The sequence below is a fragment of the Micromonospora sp. II genome, assembly GCF_001709195.1.
In the GTDB taxonomy this organism is placed as follows: domain Bacteria; phylum Actinomycetota; class Actinomycetes; order Mycobacteriales; family Micromonosporaceae; genus Micromonospora; species Micromonospora chalcea.
In genome coordinates this window covers 408,523-432,400 of record NZ_LYXF01000057.1, presented here as the reverse complement: position 1 = coordinate 432,400, position 23,878 = coordinate 408,523, and the positions used below count along the sequence as shown (strand labels likewise).

Here is a 23,878-nt window from a genome sequence, read left to right as displayed (position 1 = left end):
CGCGGGGCGGCTCGGGGCGGGAGTCGTACGCATACACCGATGGGCGGATCAGCCGCGTCGAGATCGAGCACGACGGCCGGGCGTCCTCGGTGCTGATGGCGGAGCACGACGATCGCGGCTTGGTCCGGGTCATCGAGGTCATGGGCCGTCGGTCCGAGGTGCGCTATGAGCGGCCGCCGGCCGGATTTGACCTTCGAAGCGGCGTGCCGGGCCATCGAGGACGCATTCGTCACCCTGATCCCGGACGCCGTGGCGCGCCTGGTGGTCGACGGTCCCGCCGCCTGCATCGCGCTGAGCTACTACCCGATCGGACGCGCTGTCCTTCGAGGTCCACGGGGCCACTGAGGACGAGCGCAGGGCCCTGGCGGCGATCGATGCTCAGGCAGCATGGTCGCCGGCCGACTTCGGGGCCAGTACCGACGTCGACCTCGACGACGCAGGATCGGTGCGGCTGGTACGACAGGAGCTCGCTCTGCTTGACGCCGGCGACCTCGATGCCGCCGCCGGATCTGAGGTGGGCCGGCGACTGTTGTGCGCGGTGGCGGCTCGGCTCAACCTCCGCGACTGGTCGGACACGCTGCCAGTCGCCAAAGACTTCGTGGTGTACCCGGTCGACCTTGAGCTGGTCGACTTGGAGCGGAACCTGGCCGACTGCCTGCCGCCGGACAGGCTCGCCCGGCTACGCGAGCGCGGCCTGCTGTGACTGAGCCTGGCCAAGCCGACCTCTGCGTCCGCACATCAGCATGTCCGAATGCCAACGCCCGGCAGCGACGCCACCTTTGCTAACGAGCGCTTCGCGGCAGATCAGTGCGGCTCCGTCTGCCGGCTGTGCCAGGCGATATCGTAAATCGTTCGGGCTGAGGTAGCCCAGTTTCTTCGACGTATGTCACGCTCCGGCGGTGACGATCACCAGGCCGATGGTTGCCGGAGCGGTCGTTGCCCTCGCTGGGCACGGTCTTGCTGTTGGGTTCACGATTGCCCTGGCCACCGCCGCTGGTGGCGGCTCGAATGCGGACGTGGATGCCGGTGGGAGGTTCGCGGCGCTCTTCTTCGGCGTACTCACGTACGGCATTGCGCAGCTGGTGTTGCTGGGCAGCTGCTTCGCGCTGTCCGGACGGCTCGGCCGTGGGTCATCGTCTGGCCTCGTGGCTGGCTGGATATTGGGACTGGCCACGAGCCTGTACTACCTGTGCGGCGGGTTCGGCACCTAACGAACGCGCGGCAGCTCCGACTGTTCGCTGCGCGGGCCACTCGTAGCACGCCGTGACGCCCGGTCGGCGGCAAAAGAGCAAAGGGATCCCTCGGCACAATCAGATCCCGAGGCGTTCGATCAGCATCTCGATGTTGGGCGCAACCTCGATCCAGTCCGCCGCTGCGCTGAGGTAGATCACCGACGGTGCGGCCGACGAAGGTCTGTAGTCCAACGCAAACGGCCGGTCAGGTCCGAGGTCACCGATCAGGAGAGACCGGTCGGGATCCACGTCGCCGGGCGGGCTCTGCCGGCCCGGTTGACCGAGGTAGAACCCGCGATAGTCCTCAGGGATGTCATCGAGCCAGCGCCTGTTAGCCGTCATCCGACTCAAAGGAAGGAACTGCGGCGCTACGGCGTCATCACCGAAGACTTCCCGATACGTCGACGACGAGCGGCCTGGAGCTACCCACCGACCCTGCTGCAGCACCCGGAGGAGCGCAGACGGGACCGACAAGCTGTCAATGATCATGCAACTATCGTCGGTACTCCGAGTAGTCCCCCACAAGACTTCGACGCACACCACCAGCGGCAGATCCGTGTACCTGCGAGGTCGTCCCCCAACTGCCCGACCGGCAGCGCGTCGTCATCGCCGGCGACGACATCGTGGTGGTCTTCTCCGCGCGGAAGACGCCCGCAAATTCTCGCCTCTATTTGCGAAAGTAGATGACGTTCGAGTGATTTCTTATTTAACGCGGCTTTGCCGCATCCTCCTCATTCCAGATTGAGACAACGTGACCCTCTCCGTATTCTTCAACAACTCGCAACATTGCTTCATCAAGCGACGTGGCGAGCACCCGAAGCCGCACGCCCGGATTATTCTCGATCCAGATGAATCCGACATACTCTCGTACCGCCGGGTCATGATCCGATCTCATAACGCCCCCCCTCCCTTCCCCGCATGTCATCTAAAAGACGCAAGACAGGCGCCGCTGTTGCAGAATCCGCCGATAATAGTCCCCGGAGCCTCCAGCACCTGCTTTACCTCCCCAGATGACATCGCCGGCAGATTGTGCACGGAAACTCCTGGAATACTACCAAATCTCTTCACGTCATCGGCATACATCCCCGCATCGGAGATAAGCGACCCGTCAGGAAGCCCGTGCGCCCCCGTGATGATGTGAACGTCATCGCCTCTCATTAGAGCCCCGTTTACGATGCCAGCAAAATCATTCTGATTAATTTGCCCCGAGGAGAAGAAGAGCCGGCCACCTGCCGCATTAACCCCTCCCTCACTGATCACACCGCCCAAGTTGCTCATGCCCCGCGGGGTGACTGTAGTCGGCCGAAATAGGCCCGCACCAGCAGCGGGGCCTGCGGACGCTGCAAGGGCGGGTGCAGAAATAAGCAGAGCCCAACCAACGACATTGATAAGCTTTTCGAGAATACAAAGAGGCGAGTTAGCGCACATTGCATCCGCGCGAAACTTATCAACATTGCTGCAGTCGTTGAAGCTGGCGCACTGCATGTGCGGCGACCCCTTGACGCACCTGTCGGCTAAACACATCCATTGCCCGGTCGGAAGTTTCGCCGGGTCAACCAAAGGGGCACTAGCCGCAGGCAGCAACGGCGTACAAGGGCCCTTACAGCTAACCCTTGGTGGAGGCCACGCCGCAAAAACGCTTTTTGTCAAATCCCTGCAACGGGGCCAGCATCCTCCACTTCTGGTCTTGTTCTGGCGATTACTCTTCTCGTCACCCATTCGATAGTCTGGGCAGCTTGAGATGGTGAGGCAGTCAGTGTCAATGAGGCCGGATGGGTCGCTTGAGGTGGCGGGGTTGTGGTGGGCGTAGGCGTAGCCGTTCCACTGTTGAGGGTCTTTCAGGCTGATGATCGGGTCGACGCTGATGAACCGCCCCATGCCGGGGTCGTATTCGCGTGCGCCGAGATGGGTGAGGCCGGTGTTGTCTTTGGTCCCGCCTACGAAGCCCTTGTCCATAGTGGTGGGCCAGCTGCCGGTGGTGGTTCCGCGTTCTGTACCGAAGGGGTGGCTGCGGCGGCGGGTGGCGGTGAGGTCGGTGCTGGTGATGGTGGTTTCGGCGGTGCCGTGGTGGTCGCTGGCGATCCAGTGGAGGGTGCCGGTGGAGGTGCGGGTGGCGATGGTGCCGCCGGGGCCGGTGTAGTAGCGGGTTGCGGTGGCGGTGCTGGTGATGGGTTTGCGGATTTCGGTGCCGCCGGGGAGGTAGAGGGTGGCGCCGGTTGGATCTTTGCGGATGAGGCGGTTGCCGTCGGCGTCGTAGAGGTAGGTGGTGGTGCCGGTGGCGTCTTGGGTGGCGGCTAGGTGGTTCTCCGGATCCCAGGTGAGGGTTTGGGTCCCGGTGGGGCCGGGTCGGGTTTTGGTGTTGCCTGTCTCGTCGTAGGTGTAGGTGGCGGTGGTGGTGTTGGCGCCGCTGTTGGTGATGGTGGTGACGGCGTGGGGATGCGTGCCGGGCGCGCCGCCTTGTGCGGGGTAGGTGTAGGTGCGGGTGAGTGGGGTGGCGGTGTGTTGGGTTTCGGTGGCGCGGTTGTCGGTGCCGGGTTGGTAGGTGTAGCTGTGCCAGTAGGGTGCGGGTCCGCCGAGGTTAGCGGTGGTGCGTGAGGCGGGGGCGCAGTCGGCGTTGGTGGGGGTCCATGCCTCGGTGAGGCGGCGGAGGTAGTCGTAGGTGTAGCACTGGGTGTCGGTGCTACCGCCGGCGGGTGTGTCGTTGATTTTGGTGAGGTTGCCGGCGTTGTCGTAGGTGTAGCCGAGGTTGAAGATTTCTGGTTTGAGGGTGGGGATGGCGGAGGTGTTGGTGACGCGGCCGGTGTTCTCGTCGATGGTGCTGGTGATCTGGACCTGTTTGCCGACCTGGCCGAGGGTCTGCTGAGTGATCCGTCCGAGCTTGTTGTAGGTGATGCCGGTGTAGATCTGCGCCGCGGAGACGAGGCCGGTGATTTGGCCGATGTCGTTGAAGTTGTTGAACAGCTTTTCTTTGGCCAGTCCTGCGGCGGCGGGGTGTTCGACGTTGGAGATTTGGCCGTTGGGCCGGTATGCGGTGGCGTATTGGTAGCTGCAGGGGGTGAGGGTGCCGGAGGCGCAGAGGCCGCCTTCACCTGGGGGGATGGTGACCTGGGTGGTGAGGGGTCGGCCGGCGGGGTCGAGGGTGAGGGTTTCGTTGGTGTAGGCGTTGGTGCTGCCGGCGGGTTCGTAGCGGGTGGAGCTGGTGAGCTTGCCGATGCCGTAGGTCAGGGTGTCGTAGACCCACTTGGCTCGAATCGGGCCGGTGGTAGAGCCGTCGCGGATGGTGGTCTTGCGGCCGAGGTCGTCGTAGGTGTAGGCGAGGATCGTCTGGCGGTGGTCCTTGGTGGTGGTGAGTTGTCCGGCGGCGTCGTAGGTGTAGGTGGTGGCGCCGCGGTCGGGGTCGTCGTCGCGGATCTTGCGGCCGCGTTGGTCGTAGGTGTATCGCCAGGTGTTCGTCGCCGGGTCGATGAGGGAGGCGAGTTCGTCGCGGTCGGTGTAGGTGTAGCGGGCTTGGTCGAAGGTGGTGGCGGTGTCGCTGCCGACGTCGGCCGGGTTCTTGTACTGGCGCAGCGCGGTGGTGCGGCCGCGGGCGTCGGTGATAGTGGTGGTGGCGACGCCGCCGAGCGGTGGGATGACGCTGGTCTTCTCGCCCTGGTAGCGGGTGGTGGTGCGCCACTTTTCGTTGGTGGTCTCGTTGACGCCGACCTTGAAGATGGCGTCGGTGAGGCGTTCGGCGCCGTCGTAGACGTTTTGGGTCAGGGCGGGCACGGCGGGTGTGCCGGCGCCGCCGTAGACGGTGGTGTCGGGTGGGGTGTTGGTTTTGTCGTAGTAGGGGGCGGTGGACCAGTCGAGCAGGCCGCGGGAGTCGTAGACGGTGTCGGTGAGGGTCCGTCCGCCGCTGGGTGCCTGGGTCTGAACTTGGCGGGCGCGCAGGAGGCCGTCATAGAGGGTGATTGAGGTGGCGTAGTTGCTGGTGCCGAGCGGATTGTGGGTTTTGGTGGTGACGGCGGTGGCGGCGGTGTTGCGCAGCAGGTAGGTGTACTCGGTGCTCGGCGCGTTGGGGTAGGTGGCTTTGTCGCGTCCGGGTAGCCAGACCTTGGTGAGGTGGCCGAGTCCGTCGTAGGCGAGGTCGGTGCGGATGCCGTTCGCGTCGACGACGGCGCTAGGCAGGTTCCACTCCGGGGCGTAGCTGGTGGTGGTGGTCTGCTCGAGGGCGTTCTTGACCGAGACGCTGGTCGCCGGGCCGGTGGCGGGGGTGTAGGTGGTGGCGGTCTTGCGATCGAGAGCGTCGTAGCTGTCTTTCACCCGGCCGTAGGCGTCGTAGGTCCAGCGGCCGGTGGTGATCCAGGTGGGCGTGGTGCCGCTCCACCGGTCGATGGCCTCGGTTTTGGCGACGTTGCCGTAGACGGGGAGATCGGTGTCCCAGTTGTTGGCGGCGTTGTCGTAGGTGGTGCGGGTCGACGACAGCATGTCGGCGGGCAGCGTGGGGGTGGCGGCGCAGTCGACGCCGACGGCTTCGGTGCGCTTGGGTAGGCCGAGTAGCCAGGTGGATGGGTTGCGGGCGTACCAGGTGCGGGTGCAGCGGTCGTCTGCGGTGGTGGATTCGTCGCCGAGGTCGTCGACCTGGGTGGGCAGGTTGTCGCTGTTGTAGGTGGTGACGGTCTTGGTCCAGCGGGTGGCGCCGGTGGACAGCTTGAGCCGGCTGCGGGTGGTGCCGGTGTTGGTCATCCAGGCTTTGAGGTTGCCGGAGCTGGCGGTGGGGCCTTGCTTGACCGGGGTGGTGATGGTGCCGGAGATCCAGCTGCCGCCCACGCCGAGAAGGGTCGTTTCCTCGCGGATCATGCCGGCGTAGGCGTCGTGGTCCTCAACCGTGCCGTTCTGGGAGTCGGTGATCCACACATCGCGGGTGCCGGTGGGCTGTTTGTCGTCGTCCATGCCCCGGAAGTAGAGGTACTCGGTGGCGGACTGAACCCCGGATTCCAGGCCGGTGCGCACGCGGATCTTTCCCCAGCCGCGGAACTCGCTCCAGGTGCGTTTCTTCTCGTCGGTGAGCTCGGAGTTGTCGTAGTGCCAGGCGGGGGTGTCGAGGTAGTCGTAGTTGGTCTGTTCGTGGGTGAAGCCGCCGGTGTTGTCGTAGACGTCGATGCGGTCGACGCGGTGCTTGTGGAACCAATCCAGGGTGGGCTCTTCGCCCTTGGGCCCGTAGTACTGCGGGAAGCAGCGCTTGGTGTTGCTCGCCACGGCCGGCGTGTTGCCCCGCGTGCACTCGGGTTTTGAGTAGGTGATTCCGTACTGCGCGCCGGATTCGGTGGTCACGGTGTTGATGCGGTAACGGAACAGGTTGGAGCGTCCGTCCGCCGGCCCGTCCACGCGGTTGGCGAGGGGGTCGGCGCCCGGGTCGAAGACGATCTCGGGGACGGTGGCTTCGGCGCCGCCGGCGGTGGTGACCTTGCCGGTGCGGGTGATGCCCCTGAGCCACATCGGTGACGCGCCCACGTCACCGGACTGCAGGTAGGTGTGGCGCAGGGAGATCTCGTCGACGGTGCTGTAGGTGGCGCCGGTGCCGGACTGCACCTGTGTGGTGATCATGTTGAGTCGCTGGTTGGTCCAGAACGTCGGCGACAGTTGCTCGGTGCACGGCGCGGCGGTGCAGTACTGGTCCCAGGGGGTGTCGGGCCAGGACGCCTGGATGGCGGTGCTGCCCGACCAGCAGGAGCTGACACAGCGGTCGTCGTGGTCGAAGAGCACACGGGCGGCGGCGTAGGTGGTGACGGGTGCGTCGGTGCGGTTGCCGTATTCGACCTTGGTGAGGTAGCCGCCGCGGTCGTAGGTGGTGCGCTTGTTCTTGTCGCCTTCGCGGCCGTAGGCGCCGGGCTCCTTGCCGTAGAAATAGGTGATCGTGTTGCCGTGGGTGTCCACGACGTAGTCGAGGTTCCACCGCCAGGCTTCGGTGGCGCGGGATACGGCGAATCCGCTGGTGTTGTAGCCGGGCTCGTCGGGGTGGTTGCCGTAGACGGGCACGGTCCAGGTGGAGTTCGTGACCGTGGCGCCGGAGCTGCCACCGCCGCCGTGGTTGCGGCCGAAGTAGTACTGGGTGCCATCAGGTGTGGTCATCTTCCAGTACTCGTTGTTGTTGTCGTCGTTGCTGGTGTCGGTGGCCAGCTCGATCTTCGACCCGTCGTCGGTGACGCCCTTCCAAGTGTTGCCGCTGGACTTCACCAACTCGGTGGCCCGGCCGTTAAGCGAGACGGTGGCGTTGCCCTCCGGCTTGTACCAGCACAGGTCACCGCCGTACACGCTGCCGTTGTTGGCGTTCTTACCGCGGATCGGATCCTTGTCGTCGGCGCAGGCCTTGAACTTGCGTTCGATGTAGCCGGGCCACATGCTCCACCCGTCACCGATCCATGAACCCTGCGTGTTCGTGCCGCCGGTGAGTCCGTCCACCGCCGCCGACGAGTAGGACATGCTCAGGGCCGGCGCCAGGCCGCCGGGCACCGGCGGGACACTGACCGGGTACGACCAGGAGAACGCCCCGGTCTGCTCGGAGACCTGCCACGTGCTCGCCGCTGACAACGACGTCGCGGAGTAGTCACCGTTGTCGCCCGCAACACCGGCTGCCAGCGCCACCCGCGCTGATGGTGACAGCGTGACGGTGGCGCTGACCGTCTTGGCGGCGGCGTCGTTGGTGCTGGGCAGCGGCGTGCCGTCGGGCAGGGACACCAGCCGCAGCCGCGACGCCCAGTCACCGCCGCGCTCGGCGGCGACCTCACGGTAGGACACCGTCAGATCGACAGCGCCGGCGTCTCTGCGGCCGTCGGCGCGTCGCACGTCCAGCACGAGACCCGACACCCCGGCGCTGCGGGCGGCGGCCTTGTCCGCCAGGGCCACCGTCACGTGCCCCACCGCTTCCTGCCCGGTCGCGGCGGAGGCCCGTGCCCGTCCCGCATGCGGGCTGACCCAGACCGGCAGCGCGCCGGCGCGCTGCCGGACTCCGGTGGTGAGGTCGACAGTCGCCGTGCCCGCCTGCGGCCAGCGCGCCGCCGTGCCCGCGGCGCGGACCTCACGCGCTCCGGCGGTCCAGGAGGGCCGCACCGTGTGCTTGAGGGGCTTGACCGCCACTCCGGTGACGTCCTTCGGCTTGGGAGGCCTCCACGGCGCCGCGCCTGCCGCATCAGCCGGGACCTGGGCTGTGACCACGGCCATGATGAGGGCCATCATCGCGGCGATCGGGGTGCGCGCCTGCGACAGCCGGCGTCGGGAGGCCGCTCGGAGAGGGGATGGGGAGGAGGTCACGGACGGTCCTTCCTGCGATGACCGGGCAGACGCGGGAAACCAGACGCGGATCATTGGACGGCGAACTGAAGGACTTGGTCGTCAGGCCACACGTACTGGCTGGCGTAGACGTGGTCGACATCGCCCAGCCACCGCTCCGTGCCGGCGGATCCGCCGCCGAGGGTGAGCGGGCCGGTCGCCGACCAGCCACCCGCATAGGCGGCGGTGGCCTTCGTGCCGCCGATGGCGTCGGGACCGTTGACGTAGAGCGTGATCACGCCGTTGGTGGGATCCACCGATCCGACGAGGCTGACCCAGTCCCCTGGGGCGACGTAATCGCCGGTGCACGCTCCTGTACGGCCGCTGGTCGCCGAGTCGCTGGTCGTGACCGTGAAGCACCACGCCGGATCGGGTGTGCCGTCGCCGGTGACGTCGCGGTCGGTGCGGTAGCCGAGGGTGAACATGCTCGTCGCCACCCCGTTCTGCGCCACCGCGGTGTGTGGCGCGGCGATAGCGGTGTCGTCGGGGATCCTGACCCAGGCGGCGACGGTGAAGCCGCTGACCGCGGAGGTGTTGAGCACCGGTGAGGCGGTGGTGAACACGCCGGTCCCGTCCAGGGTCGCCGCTGCCACGTCAATCCGCCCCGGGCGGGTGTGCGGGTCGGCGGTGCCGCTGTAGACGGCGGGGAAGCCCGCCGGAACCGAGGCGGCGTCCTTGCCCGGGTCGTCGTCAAAAGTCCAGGCCCAGGAGTTGCTGCTCGGGGTGACAAGGAACTCGTAGATCCGGGGGTCGGAGGTGGCGCCGGCGGCGTTGCGGGACTGCACCTGCAGCACGTTGAGCCCGTCGCGCGCCGGGGTGATCGACTCGACGGTGCTCGTGCCGGTCACCTCCCGCAGGGACAGGTCGTCCCAGAACACGGTCTTGCCCGAGCCCGGGGTCATGCCGTTGTAGAGGCGCACGAACGCCTCCGTCGCGGTGGACGGGACGGTGACCACGATCGACAGTTTCTGCCACGTGTCGGTCGCGGTCGGGCGGTTCGAGGCGAGGGTGGTGTAGCTGCCGGCGTTCATGTAGATCGGCACGATCGCCAACCCTCGCCAGTCAGTGACGGTCAGGCCCGTCGACGCCGGCACGTAGATCCACCCGGTGACCAGATAGCGTTTGCCGGGTTGCATGCCCAGCCGCAGACCGCCGTTGTCCCCGCCGACCGTGGCGTAGGTGAACGGCGCTCCCGCCGTGCCGCCGGTGGCCGTCGGGGTGATCTGCAGCGAGTCGGAGCTGTTGTGACCACGCGCTGTGGAACGGGCGATTGTGGCGTAGCCGCCGGATGTGAAGCCGGTCAGGTTCGACGACACCTGTTGCTGGTTCGCGGTCAACTTCTCCGCCTGCGGGGCGCCGGCCGCCACCGTCACCGCATTGCCCTGGTTGACCGAGTAGATGTACTCGCTGACGTCGCTGGCCGACCCCGGCCCGAAGGTGAACGAACCGGCCTGACCGGGGCCGCCGCTCCACGTGCCGGTGTCCTTCGGTGGATAGGCGGTCGCCGACACCGACGGCAGCGACGGATCCTGCGTGTTGACGGTGAACTGGAGCCAACCCGTGGTATCGCTGCACGTGGTCGCGTCGCAGGCGCGCACCCGCCAGAAGTAGACCCCGTCCGGCAGCGTCTTGCCCGACAAGGGCACAACCTTCCATGGCCTGGCCGTGCCTGACGCGACCCCGGTGACCGCCGTGCCGGACTTCGCCATCAACGTGCCCTTGGTGCTGTTGAACACCGCGTACTCCGCCCGCAGGGTGCCCCCGTCCGGGTCCGACACGGTGGCCGTGAGCTGTGGTGTCCCCGAGCGCACCACCGCCGGCGAACTACACGCCGAGTAGCAGGAATCGATCTTCAAACCGGTGGGCACGTTCGGCGTCCGGTTGTACACCAACGTCACGTACGGGGTGTGCGCCGACGCCTCCGACGAGTTGAACTTCTTCCAGCCGGCGCTGCTGGACTCGCTCGACGCCCGCAGCCCGATCAGCGCCCACTGCTGCTCCACCGAGTCGAAGGCGGCTTGGAAGGACTTCTTCACCGACACCGACACCCAGCCGTCAGCGCATCCCCCGTAGCCCTTGGTACCGGTGGAGGTGCCATCACGTTCCAGCCACGATGGCTGGTTCCCCCAGCGAGCTGACGAGTCAGCCCAACTGACCAGCCACGACTCCCAACCCGCCGGAGTGCAGGAGTAGGAGTGGTAGTTCCACAGGAACAGCTCCGCGCTGATCACCTGCGCGCCGTCGAGGCCACCCAGCCGCTGGAAGTTCATCAACGTCCGCGCCTTACAGCCCGAAGGGCAACCCTCGTTCGCGTCGACGACGTACCCCAACTTCAGGGTCGTGTCGCCGGACTTGTCGGTATTCGCGATCGTGTCCTGCACATACCCGTCGAACGCCGGCCCCAGATTCACCGACGGATCGATCGTCACCGTATACGTCACCTCCGGATCCTGATAAAAGACCGGGTCCGGAGTCATCACCAGATCAACGCCGCCGCCGGTCGCCACCGCCGCGACCTTGACGTCCGCCCGGTGCTGCGGCTCGCCAGAGGACAACGTCCGCGCGTCCCACATCTCACCCTGCGACACCGTCAGCGGCGCGCCACCGGCAGCCGTCACCGCCGAACGCGCCGCCGCCGCACCAGCACCCACCGACCACGGCAGACTGATCGACGAGACAGACGCAGCCGCCGCCGGCGTCTTCACCCGGAACGAGTACGCGAAACCAGACCGGCGCGCCTCGACCATCAGATCGACGCCCGGCTTCACCTCGGCATAGGTGGCCGTCGTGCCGTCAAGGGTCGGCTCCGGCAACACACCACGCCACCCCAACGCCACCCGAGAGGCACCACTACCGGCCGCCACCAGCGCATCCGCATCCGCGGACCGCGCACCCGACAACCACAACCCACGCGCGTCCAACCTCGGAGCGACACTGCCGTCCGAACGCCGCTGCAACGCCAGGTCGAGATCCGCCCACTGCCCCGCGGCGTTCCTGGCCCGCACCGGCGCCGCAGACAACTCCGCGCGCACGGTTCCGTCCGGCTGCGCCCACGACCGCGACACCTCCGTCGTCGCGTCCGACACCAGCACCGGCTTACGGCTGCGATACGCCAACCGCATCGCCGACGCCTCATCCGCCGCCTGCAGCACACCGCTCTGCGCAGAGGCCGCCGCGGCGGAGCCGGCCTCCGCCGTCGCCGCCGACTGGTCGAAGATCACCGGCCCCGCAGATGTCGCCGCCAGAACAGCCGCCATCACCAGAGACGCACGTCTCCCAGCGAAGACACGCGCACGCGTACTGAACCGCCACCGCAACACATCGCCCCCCGTGATCATGCCGACCGGCGACGCAGACGCTAGAGATCGGCACCAGTCTCTGTAAAGAGCGGTTACAACTTGCCACCACGAAACGCCTATAAATACTCAGAACCACACGCCCTCCGGGGATGTCATGACATGACGTAACGAAGCAAGCGCCGACTGAAGCGCGATCGGCTCATCCCTCGACGCCGGCAGGATTCTGACAACCACGGCACCGCGCCCACTGCCCACGATGAACCGGCAACCGGCGCCCTCCGGCTGCGATAGCCGTTCGGAGCACTGTTCCGCTTATTCACGGCGGCGCAGCCACGGCACGGGCCCAGTCGCGTCGATGCCTGGCCGAACACCAACCGGACGCGGCCTCGCCCGACCACTTCAGCCCCGCGAAGGGGTCACCGCCCAGGAAGGCCTGACCAGATGGTTGCCAGTGGGACTCGAGTCTCAAGTGCCGGAATCCCTACCAACTCCGCCGTGGCGGATCTAGAGCCGCACGTCGATGCAGGATCGCCCCGGCGACCGGCGTCGGCGAGCCCAGGACGACAAGCCGACAACAGGCAGGCGGGAAGCAACCGGCGATGACCACTTCGGAGTTCTCTGGGAGGTCATACCCCCTCGCTCGCTCACATCGTCGCAGGCCACGGCGTTGTTATCCGCTCGACGCCAGTGAGCACTTCGGACGCGCTGACCACTTCGCCAACCTGCACCCAGTCTGCACCCACCTGTAAGTGCGTGTTTGAGAAGGTCTGATGTGGACGGCGTGGCGGCATGACATCGGCTGCCGCGGCGGGCAGGGTGGCGCGGTGTCTGCACGTCGTGGCTACCCCTCGGACCTGACCGACGCTCAGTGGGCGCTGATCGAGCCGCTGTTGCCGGAACCGAACACCGACGGCCGGCGGGAGAAGCATCCGCGGCGGGAGATCGTCAACGCGATCCTGTACGTGGTGCGGTCGGGGTGCCCGTGGCGCTATCTGCCGGCTGACCTGCCGCCGTGGCAGACGGTGTACTGGTACTTCACCCGGTGGGAAGAAGCCGGCGTGACGGAGAAACTCCTGACCACGCTCCGGATCAAGGCCCGGGTGCAACAGGGCCGCCAGCCGGAGCCGTCGGCGGGGATCATCGATTCGCAGAGCGTGAAGGGCGCCGACACCGTCGGCCGGGACAGCCGAGGCTACGACGCGGGCAAGAAGATCAACGGTCGGAAACGGTTCATCATCACCGACACCCTGGGCCTGCTGGTCACCGTGACCGTGCTCGCCGCGAGCTGGCAGGACCGCGACGGAGCCAAGACGGCCCTGCTCAGCGCTTACATGGTCACCCCGATCCGGCACGTCTTCGCCGATCAGGGATTCGCTGGGCGACTCGTCGACTGGACCCGCGACACCCTGCGCACCACGCTGGAGATCGTCCGCAAACCCGCCGACCAACGCGGCTTCGCTGTCCACCCACGCCGTTGGGTCGTGGAACGCACTTTGGCCTGGCTCACCGCCTGCCGTCGGCTCGCCCGCGACTACGAGCGCCAACCGGCCGTCTCAGCGGCCCTCATCCGCTGGGCCGCGATCGTCGGCATGACCCGCCGCATCACCCGCGGCCAACCAGCACGCCGTCAAGCCCGCCGCACCTTCACCTGGACCTGATCAACCCCATCTCAAACACGCACTAAGGCCCGAACCGCGTTGCCGGAGAGGTCTGACCGGCACGAAGCTCACATGCCCTTGCTCGCCCTCTTCGCGCCGCTTGGCGCACCGGCTCGGCTTCGACAGTTACTCCCTCACGAAGCCCCGCCGCCACTTCCCAGCCTTCGCCCGCCTACCGGCGCCGTATCCCCCTCACCGGCAGGACAACGCAGGCCACAGCGGTCAGACCACCACTGCCAGGCAACGCATGACGCCGCGCGTAGCACGTCGACCAGCGAGCCGTATGCTCCCGCGCAGCAGCTGGCCTGCCCCCGATCAACCACGGACGTGACTGCAATGGCTAGGACTGAATCTCGGTGGCTCCCGACCACCATTGCCTCGCTGGTTGGAGCGGCCACGCTGTTACTGAGCACCGCATGTACCTCTCAGCCAACCACCACGCCGACCCAGACAATGTCCTCCCCTGCGGCCCGCAAGCTGCGTGCCCCGGAAACCCTGCTCGGCCTACCGAAGAGCATGGACCGGGAAGGGATCGGATTGGCCCAACGGCACCTGGACAAGCTCAAGCGGGAAGTCGGCCAACCAACCAGCGCCATCGGCTGGCCCTACGCGAACAAGGGACCGGACGCCGACGCTGTCTTGATCAGCGGCGCATCCGGCACCATCACCGACCAGCAGGGGGCCATCGAGCGCGCGCTGCAGCCGTACCGCATCGACTCCCACGAGGCGGTCGACGCCGGGGAACTGGGCGGCACCGCACGGTGCGGCCGTGGCCGACCCGACGAAGTCTTCCTAATCGTTTGTGCCTGGGCCGACGATCAGACGCTGGGCGTCGTAGTTTTCCTCTCGTCCCGACCGCAGGCCGACCGCACCACCCAATTTCTCGAAGTACGCAAGGCCGTGACGGAACCCGCCGCGTAAGCCACCCCGCAAGCCCAGCCGGCGCCGGCAGCCAGTACTAACCTGCACCAACTCTCGGCCGATACCGATCCTGATCGGGCGGAGCAAGGGCTGCAGGTGCGCCAAAGGCGTAGCCGCTACGAATAGCTCCAGGCTCTGCTCGCCAAGGGACAGAGCCTCCGGAAGGTCACCCGAGGACTCGGCCTGGCACAAGCGGGTGCTTGGATCACACGACTGGACCCGAGCAGACAGCCCCACGGCCAGCGGGCCACGACGACGTCGGTTCTCTCGACCGCCCAAAGTCGCCGTGTGCCACGTTACCCCGACGTTGTGGCGGCAGGCCCGGGAGGACACCGGGGAACGACTACAGACTCCAGCGTGACCAACTCGCATCCCCAAGCCGGCTCTTCGGAGAAGTCACTTCCCGGACCTGCCGAGACCCAGCTTAGAACCCCGCTCCCTGCGATGTCTTGACACAGAGGGGAGCCATGAGCGGACGTCGTCGGCCTGCGAAATCGAGCCACGGGTGCTGAAGCTTTCGGGCACGCCGAAGAGGTCATCGCCAAGGAAGCGCTGGCCAGCGCGTTGCTGGTGGGATTCGAGTCTCAACCCTCGGAATCACATCGACGCGTGCACGGCGCGAGCCAGAGCCATGCGTCGATACGGCAGGGCCCTCTCGACCGGCGTCACGGATCCCCGGCGGCAGCCGGCACCAGCAGGACTGGGAGCAGCGCGCTCTGACCACTTCGGTGTTCTCTGGGAGGTCACGCCAGGCGCTTGCCCACATCGCCGCAGGTGAAGCCATCCGCTCTTCCCGGCATGGGTGAGCACTTCGGGTGCGGTGACCACTTCGCCAACCTGCACCCAATCTGCACCCACCTGTAAGGTGCGAGCCACCACAAGCCCTTTACCGGCCTGACCTGCGGACACTCCCCCACCAGGCGATATTGAGTGCCGTTGACTGCTGTTCGCTGCCGTTGAGTGCAGTTGTGTGAAGCAGGACGCCGCACCGACTCTGACCTGTAACAACGAGAACCTGCAGGTCATTGTGGGTGCAGTTGAGCGCCGTTCAGTGCGGTTGGCGGCTGTTCAATGCCGTTCACTGCATCCGTCTGCTCCCAGCCTGCTCCCCCAATCTCCGGGCTCGAGGCCCCGCGCATCTTGTCGGCGGTCGCGGTCCATATCGCGCAGGCCGGTGCCCGGGTTGATACTGGACGCGCGGTGCCGAGTCCTCGGCTGTGGCGCGGTTGCCGCCTCGCTTGCAACCGGGTCCCTCAGCTCCCAGACCGCTCCCTCCGGGCATTCGCCAGCCAGGCGCACCCGCCTAAACGGCACCCCAGCTCGCGCATGCCGAATCGCACGCCGAGTGTTGTTGCTGTGCCGAGTCCCTCGTCGACCGTTTGCGCTAGAGCTGTCGCCTGCAAGTTCTGAGCACGTCGGCCAGCGGGGCCGTCCGCGACCTTGGGCTACTGTCCGCGCCCGAGCCTGGCGACCCGCCTCGTCTGGACCGATTGCTGCAGCCGTCTACGTCGGTAGCCGTCACTGTCGAGAGCCGGCCAGGGCAACCAACGGGCACTCAACGACGTACGCCCGCTTTCCAGCTCGCGAGGTCCGCAAGCAGCTCCTCGTAGCGTTCTGATGCGAGAACCGTGCCGCCGTCGCGAAGGCGGTTTACGCCAGCGCGGCGCCTCCGGACCGGCGTCCGAACCTTGGTCCCGTCGCACAGCTGCAACCACAGCCGCTCCTGCACCAGCCAATCGGGACCGCTGTGGAACCCTCGAACCTGCTCCCACACGATCGTGCGCGTCCGCCACAGCCAGCGCACCCGAACCCCCGATCGACTGACCACGAGCGCAGTACGGTGAAACCGCCATGCGAAGGTGCACCATACCGTCGCGAATCCAGCGAATGCCAACACCGCAGCCAACCGAACCTGCTGCCAGTGAGCGGCCGCCTGAAAAGCAACAAACGCGAAGAGCAACGTACCGAGCACCGCCAGTGTGCCGGTGAAGAGCCGCATCGGATCTTCATACGGCCGGGTCCAGGACAACACGTCGTCATCATGACAGCCCAATCCAGCCGCCCGACGCCTGACCGATACCGGCGCTCGCGCCGCCAGCAGGCCAAGGTTGACCGGAATCACCATGCCATCGGGGCTTGAACCCAGCAACGTCGGTTTGAAGCCGAGGTGGACTTACCACCAAGATTCACCTCGCCTGCGACGGCCTCGGCCGGACCCTGGCGTTTGTGCTCTCTGGGGCAACGTCGACGACTGAGGTGGTTGCAGTTGACGACCCCGCCCCCTGGGGAGCAGGACGCTGTCCGGCCCGCCACGTCACCGGACCTCGATACCGTCGCCGGCCTCGCCCGCGGGTCCGCCGGGCTGGTCCGCCACCAGGGCACCGAGCAGCACCTCGACACCTGGATCAACCGCGCCCGCCAGGCCGGATGCCCCGAATCCGCGGCTTCGCCACCGGCCTGGATCACCGCAACACCCCCCGACAGCTCTCGGCGCCTGCTCCGCCGGCGAAACCGGATGGCGACGTGTGGCGGTGCCCGCGCATCATGACCGGGTGGACGCCCGACGAGCGATCGCTCTGATCGATGACCTTCGGTCATTCGTCGATGGCCGCCGCGCGGAGGTGGCCCGTACGAGCGCTGCCGGAGTCGAGCTTCTTACCCGCTACCGGGATGGTCGGCTGGACGAGCTGTGGCTGGACCACGACCTGGGCGGCGACGACACCATCTGGCCGGTGGTAGAGGTCCTGGAACAGGCCGCCTTCGACGACCGCCCCTTCAACATCGGTGTGGTCGTCGTCCATTCCGCCAACCCGGGCGGTGCCGCGAGAATCGCGCTCGTCCTGAGGCGCTGGGGTTACCGGGTCCGCGTCGCGTCGGGTTGCTCAGACGTCGGCTACGACAAAGGTCCTCCCGCGAGCTGATCGATCCGGCCACGCCGTCACGTACAGTCGTTCTTCATCTGTGGCGGATCGCGCCAGATCCGGGCACCGGTGTGCACGCCGGTTGGCCGTTCGATGTCTCGGCGACCCCTGTAGCCGCTGCAGTAGCTAGTGTGCGACCTCTCGCCACCAGGCCGCGACGTCGCCCCTCATGCGGTAGATCATCTCGCCTGCCGAGCCTTGCCAGTTCTCAATCGGCCAGCGCTTGGCGCCAAAGAGTTCAGCAGCAATACGACTCATCCGAGCATGCTCGTTGGATTGCTGCCGGCTGTCGAGGCCGGAGTAAGCAATGAGGTCGCTGAACGTCACCCGCTCTTCAACCCGGCTCGCGGTGATCTCAAATAGGGCTCTGACGCCCGGAAGGTGCTTTGACCTCTCCCACAGTGCTGCCACTTCACCCTTTGTCCATATTCCCTGTCGCCCCAAGTCGAGAGTCGCCTCGCCATCGATCGCCGCGAGCGTTCCTTTCAGCCTGCCCAGCAGGGCTTCCGTGTCGGCGATGGCTTGGGCCAAGGCGGTTCGAACGGGATTTGTCATTTTCTTCGCTCACCCCATCCCTACGGCATCGTGTACGGCTCCGCATAGCATACGGAGTCGTACACGACTTCGCAAGGTCGGAGTGGCGTCGGGAGCTACGGGTCGGGGTCACTTCAACCGGACGTTGGCAGCGTCCACTGCGGCAGCGTTCAGTGCCTCCCTCTGTTCCCCTAACCTCGGCACGACACCGCCGGTGCAACCGGGTCAGCGGGAATGGTCCCCCGGTCGCGCAGGCTGGTGCCCCTGTGGACACCGGAAACGCATCCGTGAAAACGAATGACCAGCGGCTGCCACCCCTATGTGCTCGACGAGGAGTTCTGTCTCACTCGGTGGGGTGAGGTGGCAGGGGGAGGGAACTGACATCAGCGCCTCGGGCCGCGCAGGAGCAGGTTCACTCAGCCTGTCCGGGCCCCCGCTCGGACAGCACCCTCACCTCCGCTGCGGGCTGTTCCGCCCGACCCATTCCTGGCACGCTATGGGCATGCTGGCCCGCGACGTAGTCCTTTGGGCGGTCGACGACGTCATCGTTGACATGGAGGAACGCCGTCTACCCGGCCGCGTGACGGATGTGTTCTATCGGCAGAAGCGGCCAAAGCCTGGCTCGCTCCTGCTCGGTGTCGGCGGCACCTCAAGCGACCGCGGCGGGGAGGAACCCGCCCTTGTGTTAGTCGGCGTCGCGCGCAGGTCGCAACAGATTGCAACCGGCAAGGACCGCACCCTTGTCACCCCAGTGCAGCCGCTAGATGAGCCAGTGCCCGTCGCTCAACTGATAGCGGCGCTGCCGGAGGCGGTACGACGGCGGCTGGACCTGCAGCACCGTTTGCCGGCGCTACTAACACCTAGCCGGCTGCCTCCGCAGGGCGGCCAAGCGGTTCTCGCAGCGCTGCAGCGGCTGTCGCCCACTACTGCAGAGTGGCTCGCGTCGCTACGAGAGGCCGAATCGCCGGTGGCCGACGAGCACGCCGCGCGCCTACGCGAAGAACGCGACGCGGTCTCTCTAGCGATCGACCTCGCAGGCATTGCCGCTCCGGACGACCTGCTCTATACGCCGGGGGACGGCCTCGACTCGAGTACCGCATTCGGTGCCACCTTCAACCCCTTGTACGTGATGGACAACGAGGACGACTTACTTGCCGAGGACCTGCGGCGGTTTGACCCGCACAACCAACTGCAGATGCGGAGCGCCAGTGTCGCCCGGTTTACCAGCGATCGGTTCGCGTTAACCGTTATGAACGTCAACCGCAAACCGCTGGAGCAGGCGCTCGGCGTCGACCTGGTGTACTACGACGAGGTCGCCCAGATTTTCACTCTCGTGCAGTACAAGCGTCTTGTCCGCCGACCCGCCAGCGGTGACGGCGCTGGACAACGCTGGGCATACACCAGTCAGGACGAGCTCGTCAAGCATCTGCAGCGAATGGACATTGGTCCCAACGAACCGGTGAACTCAAAGGACTGGCGGATGGCCCCAAGCCCGTTCTGGTTCAAGTTCGTCCGTGATGGAGACTTCGCACCCGGTGATCCCTTCGTGCTCAAGGGTATGTATGTACCGGCCGACTACCTGCGGCTCGCGCTGGCGGACGGCTCACTCCGCACCGGCCCGCGCACCGGGTTCGAGGTCACGTACAGCAATACTCGCTACCTACCGCGCGAAGTGTTCGTCGAGCTCGTCCGACGCGGTTTCGCGGGCACGACACGAGCCGGCACCCACGCCGTAGCGCAGGTCGTCGTAGAGCGGGCAAAGACCCACGAGGTCGTCTTGGCGCTAAAGACACCGATCGGCCAGGACGAGCCGACGAACCACAGCTACCGCACCACGGATGAGCCGCCTCTATCACCCTCTCCGGAGCCGTGGGGCAGCGCGAGTGATGAGCTACCGTTCTGAGCAGTCTCATCGGTAGCAGGTCCTGGTCGTCGCCGACGACTACTCAGCATCCCGCAGCTGAAACACCGGACCGTCTCGTCGCGTGCACCGCGCGCGTCACGCAAGGTTCGGCCTCGGTCGACCTCATGCTTGCGACCGGGCTCCCTCGCGGCGATCTTCACGGCTACTACACCTTCGGGTTCGCCGAAGAGGTCTCTGAGCAACAAGCACTGGTCAGAGGCTCGCTGATGGGATTCGAGTCTCAGTTGCCGGGATCCACACCGACAACAGAACAGCCCATCCCAGGGACGTGCATCGATACAAAAGACCGTCTGAACCGACGCCAGCGGCCTCCACGACGACAGCCGGCACCGACCAGGCGGGGAGCAGCGAAGGCTGACCTCTTCGGTCTTCTCTGGGAAGTCACGCCTATCCAGTCGTCTGTACCGCCGCAGGTCAGAGCACCCGACTCGGCGCGATCTCGATGAGCACTTCGGGCGCGGTGACCACTTCGCCAACGTGCACCCAATCTGCACCCACCTGCAGCATCAATGCTTGCGAGGGCCTTACCGATTTGACCTGCAGATACTCTCCTGCCAGGCGACATAGAGTGCCGTTGACTGCTGTTCGGTGCCGTTGAGTGCAGTTGTGTGAAGCAGGACGCTGTACCGACTCTGACCTGCGCAAACAGATACCTGCAGGTCGTGGTGGGTGCAGTTGAGCGCCGTTCAGTGCCGTTGGGCGCTGTCCAGCGCCGTTCAGTGCACCTGCCTGCTCCCATCCTGCTCCCCTAATCTCGGCCTCCGGGCATCCGTCAGGCAAGCTCACCGAACCGATCGCAGCCGTACCCAGCGACGACCGTCACGACGCCCGTCGCCGTCCACTGCCGCACCTATAGGCTGCGCGGGTGCGCTTGGCTGTTCTCGGACCACCCGGCTCCGGTCGTGAGACCGTCGCCGGCGCCATTGCCACGGGTCTCGGCGTTCCCTCCATCAGCCTGGCGAACGCCGCCCAGGCCGAGATTCGGGCGAACACCCCGACGGCGCTGCGGGCCCGGCAGCATATGAGTGCTGGTGAACTCGTACCGGATCATGTGCTCCTGTCCATTGTCCGCAGCCGCCTCACCCAACCTGACGTTGCCGGCGGCTTTGTCCTCGACGGTTTCCCCAACCATGTCGTGGCCGCGGTGGCGCTCGACGCCCTGTTGTCCGACCTCGGTACACCCCTCGACCGGGCAATCGACCTCGTCCTACCCGACGCCGAGGTCCTACGCCGCCTGGCCGGCCGTCGCACCTGCCGCGGCTGCGGCAGAACCTGGCACACCGAGCTCGCCGCCCCCACACGCCCCGGCGTCTGCGACGGCTGCGGAGGCGAGTTGTTCCAACGCGCCGACGACAGCCCCGACCGCATCAACGCGGGCCTGCAGTCCTACCGACCATCCGCAGTAGTCACGCTCAACCACTACCGCGCATTGGGCAAGCTGACCTCCATCGACGCCGCCCTCACCCCGGCCGAGATCACCACGGAAGCACTCGCATGACCCGGCGAGCGCCCCGCCAGGCGGACACAGCAAAAGCCACCCACGCGCCAGCTCCGTGAACTACTCGGCCGCGTTGACACTCGCCACGCCTGGCCTTCACCCGCGTCGGCGACCGGACGGTATCAACGAACGCCGAGTTCGACCGATGCCATCATGTCAGTCCGGACCTTGCTCCACGAGCTCTAGGAGCTGCTCGGCTGCGCGTTGGAAACGGGCGTGGGGAACGTCCTCCGGTCGGCAGTGTTCGATCACGTCACTGAAGAAGGCCGTGGGAAACCTCTTGGCCTTGGGCAGCGCCATGGCCTTGAGCGCCCACCTCTTGAACGGCGAGGACGCGCCAGTCGACGTTCGCTCCTCCTTCCACCGCTGCAGCAGTGTGTCCCAGCCGGGGAAGGTGGCGCCGGGATACGCGCGGCGGACGGCGTTCTCCGGTAGTGCACAGATGACGTCTGGGTCGTCGTAGCGAACGAACCGTAGGCGGTCGCCGAGGTGTGTCGAGAGATCGAGAAGGGCGCGCTCGGCCTTGGTGAGGGGCGGGGTCAGGGACTCCAGCTCCTCGCGAGAGCGGCCCCGCACCTCGTCGAGAAGGGCGACGACCGGCAGACCCAACGCTGGAATGACGGCGGCATCCGCCAGTCCGCCAAGCTCGTTCGAGCCCTGCAACGGCACCACCAACACACGCTGCTTCGCAAGCTGGGATCCGTAGAAGTGGTGTAGGAGGCGGCGGTCCCAGTCCCCCTCAACGACGACGATGGCGCGAGTCAGCTGAGCAAGCGCATCGCGGCCGAGTCCCAGCTCGAAACCCAGCTCCCAGGCGCGGAAAGCGACATCGGGCCCGTGGACGGGCGGAAGCGCCCGGACTTGGGTGGTGGCGCCGATCCTCGTGACCTGGCAAACGGTCGCTGAATGTGGTGGAAGCGCAATGAACACGGGTGAGTGGGTGGCGACGACGACGGCTTGGTGAGCCCGCGCCTGATCTAGACACCAGACAGCCACTTCCGCCTGCGCCGCCGGGTGCAGGTGCTGCTCCGGCTCGTCGATGAGCAATATCCGCGGCGTGAGATCACTATCGCCCTCGGCGCAGGAGTCCGCAGCCAGCCGTACGGCAGTCGCGACCCATCTTTGTATCCCCGCTCCGAGGTGCGCTAGGGGTATGGCTTCGCCTAGATGCTGCTGGGGATAGTCGGCGCCAACGACGCCGACTGGCCCGTTCCAATCGGCTTCGATGCGACGAGCCTCGCCGACGCGATGCTTGAATGTCACTTGGCATCGGCTCGCCGATGAGTCCCACTCTGGCACACGCCGCATTTCCAGCCGGATCTTCCCTTGAGCGGCGACGAATGGAATCAGCCGAGCGTTCGCTGCGTGCTCGATAACACTCAGCGCAGAACGCAGCTGCGGTCGTACGCGAAGCCACTCGTTGTTCTGTTCTAGCCAGTCGGAGCTCCCGGGATACACGAACTGATCGTCAGATACATGTGCTTCGTCCGGAGCATAGAGCGACGGATCGACCCGGCCAGCATGATCGGAATGAAGGCAGCGGTCGCAGTACTCGTCGTGGCCCGGCGATCCGTCGCGAAAATCCGGCTGATGGAACAACCGATCGTGAACTGTCTCGAGCGCCCGGTCCAGGTACCGTTCCACGGCCACCGCGTCACCGTCGACGACTCGCACGCCCCCCAGCCTGCTGGTGACCCATTCGAAGCCGGCGGGGATGGCGGGTGATCCGCTCGACGGCCCACGGGTGAAGCCGGTCAGAGGTGGCCAGCGGCCGGTCCACGCCGTCAAGACACCGACTATGTCCCGAAGCGCTCCCTCGAACAGAAGCGGCTTGATGCGTCTCGCCAGCACCATGGCCTCCTGACCAGCTGCGGAACTACGGTCACAGGCCAGCTCGACCTTGAAGTCTTCCTGCACGATCAGAACTGGGTTCATGAGTAGGAGGTCCACCAGCCGCTGCACGTCCGGCGCCGCCGATTTTGGTATCCCCTGGCTCAGGCACCGCCGGACGACGTCGTAACAGTCACTCAGCGTGGCGCTATCAACGACGTCGTACAGATCGCCTCCGTACAACCACCACGTACTGCCACAGTAGGCACCGATTCCGTCGGTGATTTCGTCCGCATCGAGACCCTCTTGCCAGGGCCAAATCATCATCTGCCTCAGCAGCTCGGCATCAGCACCATGCCCCATGGAGTCGATGTCGAACTTGACGACAAGGCCCACGCGTGCACGAGGTGCGAGATCGCTGTCGGAGCGGCGAAGGAGGTGACGCGCTACGGGGTCATGTGCACCAACCGCCTCGATGATGTTGGTCTTGCCCGCTCCGTTGGGGCCGAGAAGGACGGTCAAACCTCCCAGGGGCACTTCAGCCATACGGACAGATTTGTAATCAGCAACGATAGCGCCGACGACTCGCACGACACCTCCGGGTAGAACTGCGAGAAGCAGGAAGAAGAATCGCACGTCGGCGGCCGCAGCGCCTCCTACCCTCGGGCAGAAACTCACCAGCGGCTTCGACTCGCCGCACTGATGCACGGCCATGGCTGCGACCAAGTCCGGAACACTGCAAGACAGACGCTT

Annotated in this window: 14 protein-coding genes; 8 read left to right on the top strand and 6 right to left on the bottom strand. The window is 66.3% G+C overall.

Features of this window, described 5'->3' with window-relative positions; translation table 11 throughout:
• Window positions 1-165: 165 nt before the first annotated feature.
• From A8711_RS25190 to A8711_RS25180, 3 genes are all read left to right on the top strand, one after another.
• Window positions 166-345: a hypothetical protein gene (locus tag A8711_RS25190; protein ID WP_069089505.1), complete on the top strand. Its 180-nt coding sequence runs from the start codon at window positions 166-168 to the stop codon at window positions 343-345.
• A gap of 100 nt (window positions 346-445) precedes the next feature.
• Window positions 446-703 carry a hypothetical protein gene (locus tag A8711_RS25185; protein WP_069089504.1) on the top strand — a complete coding sequence of 86 codons (258 nt, stop codon included), beginning with the start codon at window positions 446-448 and terminating at the stop codon, window positions 701-703.
• A 196-nt stretch (window positions 704-899) separates the two neighbouring features.
• Complete coding sequence (locus tag A8711_RS25180) at window positions 900-1,211, top strand: hypothetical protein (RefSeq protein ID WP_069089503.1); 312 nt, start codon at window positions 900-902, stop codon at window positions 1,209-1,211.
• 99 nt (window positions 1,212-1,310) lie between these two features.
• Here A8711_RS25180 and A8711_RS25175 read toward each other — a convergent pair whose 3' ends face one another.
• The 3 genes from A8711_RS25175 to A8711_RS25165 form a co-directional block, all read right to left on the bottom strand.
• Window positions 1,311-1,721: an SMI1/KNR4 family protein gene (locus A8711_RS25175; protein WP_083297097.1), complete on the bottom strand. Its 411-nt coding sequence runs from the start codon at window positions 1,719-1,721 to the stop codon at window positions 1,311-1,313.
• Between the two features lie 432 nt (window positions 1,722-2,153).
• Entirely contained in the window at window positions 2,154-8,522 is a 6,369-nt protein-coding gene (locus A8711_RS25170; protein WP_158629874.1) for an RHS repeat-associated core domain-containing protein, read from the bottom strand.
• 50 nt (window positions 8,523-8,572) lie between these two features.
• Window positions 8,573-11,761, bottom strand: a complete 3,189-nt coding sequence (locus A8711_RS25165) for a DNRLRE domain-containing protein (protein WP_176722873.1) — start codon at window positions 11,759-11,761, stop codon at window positions 8,573-8,575.
• Window positions 11,762-12,663: 902 nt separating this feature from the next.
• On the opposite strand from A8711_RS25165, the gene A8711_RS25160 reads away from it, so the two are divergent.
• Together A8711_RS25160 and A8711_RS25155 are read left to right on the top strand one after the other, a co-directional pair.
• Window positions 12,664-13,497: an IS5 family transposase gene (locus A8711_RS25160; protein ID WP_069089545.1), complete on the top strand. Its 834-nt coding sequence runs from the start codon at window positions 12,664-12,666 to the stop codon at window positions 13,495-13,497.
• 453 nt (window positions 13,498-13,950) lie between these two features.
• The gene (locus A8711_RS25155) at window positions 13,951-14,418 is read left to right on the top strand and encodes a hypothetical protein (protein ID WP_069089500.1); all 468 of its coding nucleotides are present in this window, start codon (window positions 13,951-13,953) and stop codon (window positions 14,416-14,418) included.
• A 1,555-nt stretch (window positions 14,419-15,973) separates the two neighbouring features.
• On the opposite strand, the gene A8711_RS25150 is transcribed toward A8711_RS25155, so the two are convergent.
• Complete coding sequence (locus A8711_RS25150) at window positions 15,974-16,543, bottom strand: hypothetical protein (RefSeq protein WP_233607859.1); 570 nt, start codon at window positions 16,541-16,543, stop codon at window positions 15,974-15,976.
• Between the two features lie 427 nt (window positions 16,544-16,970).
• Between A8711_RS25150 and A8711_RS25145 the strand changes: the two genes are divergently transcribed.
• Window positions 16,971-17,339 (top strand): cyclic-phosphate processing receiver domain-containing protein, encoded by a 369-nt coding sequence (locus A8711_RS25145; RefSeq protein ID WP_069089543.1) that lies wholly within the window; start codon window positions 16,971-16,973, stop codon window positions 17,337-17,339.
• Window positions 17,340-17,465: 126 nt separating this feature from the next.
• On the opposite strand, the gene A8711_RS25140 is transcribed toward A8711_RS25145, so the two are convergent.
• Entirely contained in the window at window positions 17,466-17,894 is a 429-nt protein-coding gene (locus tag A8711_RS25140; protein WP_069089499.1) for a hypothetical protein, read from the bottom strand.
• Window positions 17,895-18,375: 481 nt separating this feature from the next.
• Here A8711_RS25140 and A8711_RS25135 point away from each other — a divergent pair, with 481 nt between their 5' ends.
• Together A8711_RS25135 and A8711_RS25130 are read left to right on the top strand one after the other, a co-directional pair.
• The gene (locus A8711_RS25135) at window positions 18,376-19,776 is read left to right on the top strand and encodes a hypothetical protein (RefSeq protein ID WP_124778995.1); all 1,401 of its coding nucleotides are present in this window, start codon (window positions 18,376-18,378) and stop codon (window positions 19,774-19,776) included.
• Window positions 19,777-20,662: 886 nt separating this feature from the next.
• Window positions 20,663-21,295, top strand: a complete 633-nt coding sequence (locus A8711_RS25130) for a nucleoside monophosphate kinase (protein WP_069089497.1) — start codon at window positions 20,663-20,665, stop codon at window positions 21,293-21,295.
• 156 nt (window positions 21,296-21,451) lie between these two features.
• Here the strand turns inward: A8711_RS25130 and A8711_RS25125 are convergent, their stop codons facing one another.
• Window positions 21,452-23,839: an AAA family ATPase gene (locus A8711_RS25125; RefSeq protein WP_124778996.1), complete on the bottom strand. Its 2,388-nt coding sequence runs from the start codon at window positions 23,837-23,839 to the stop codon at window positions 21,452-21,454.
• Between the last annotated feature and the right edge of the window lie 39 nt (window positions 23,840-23,878).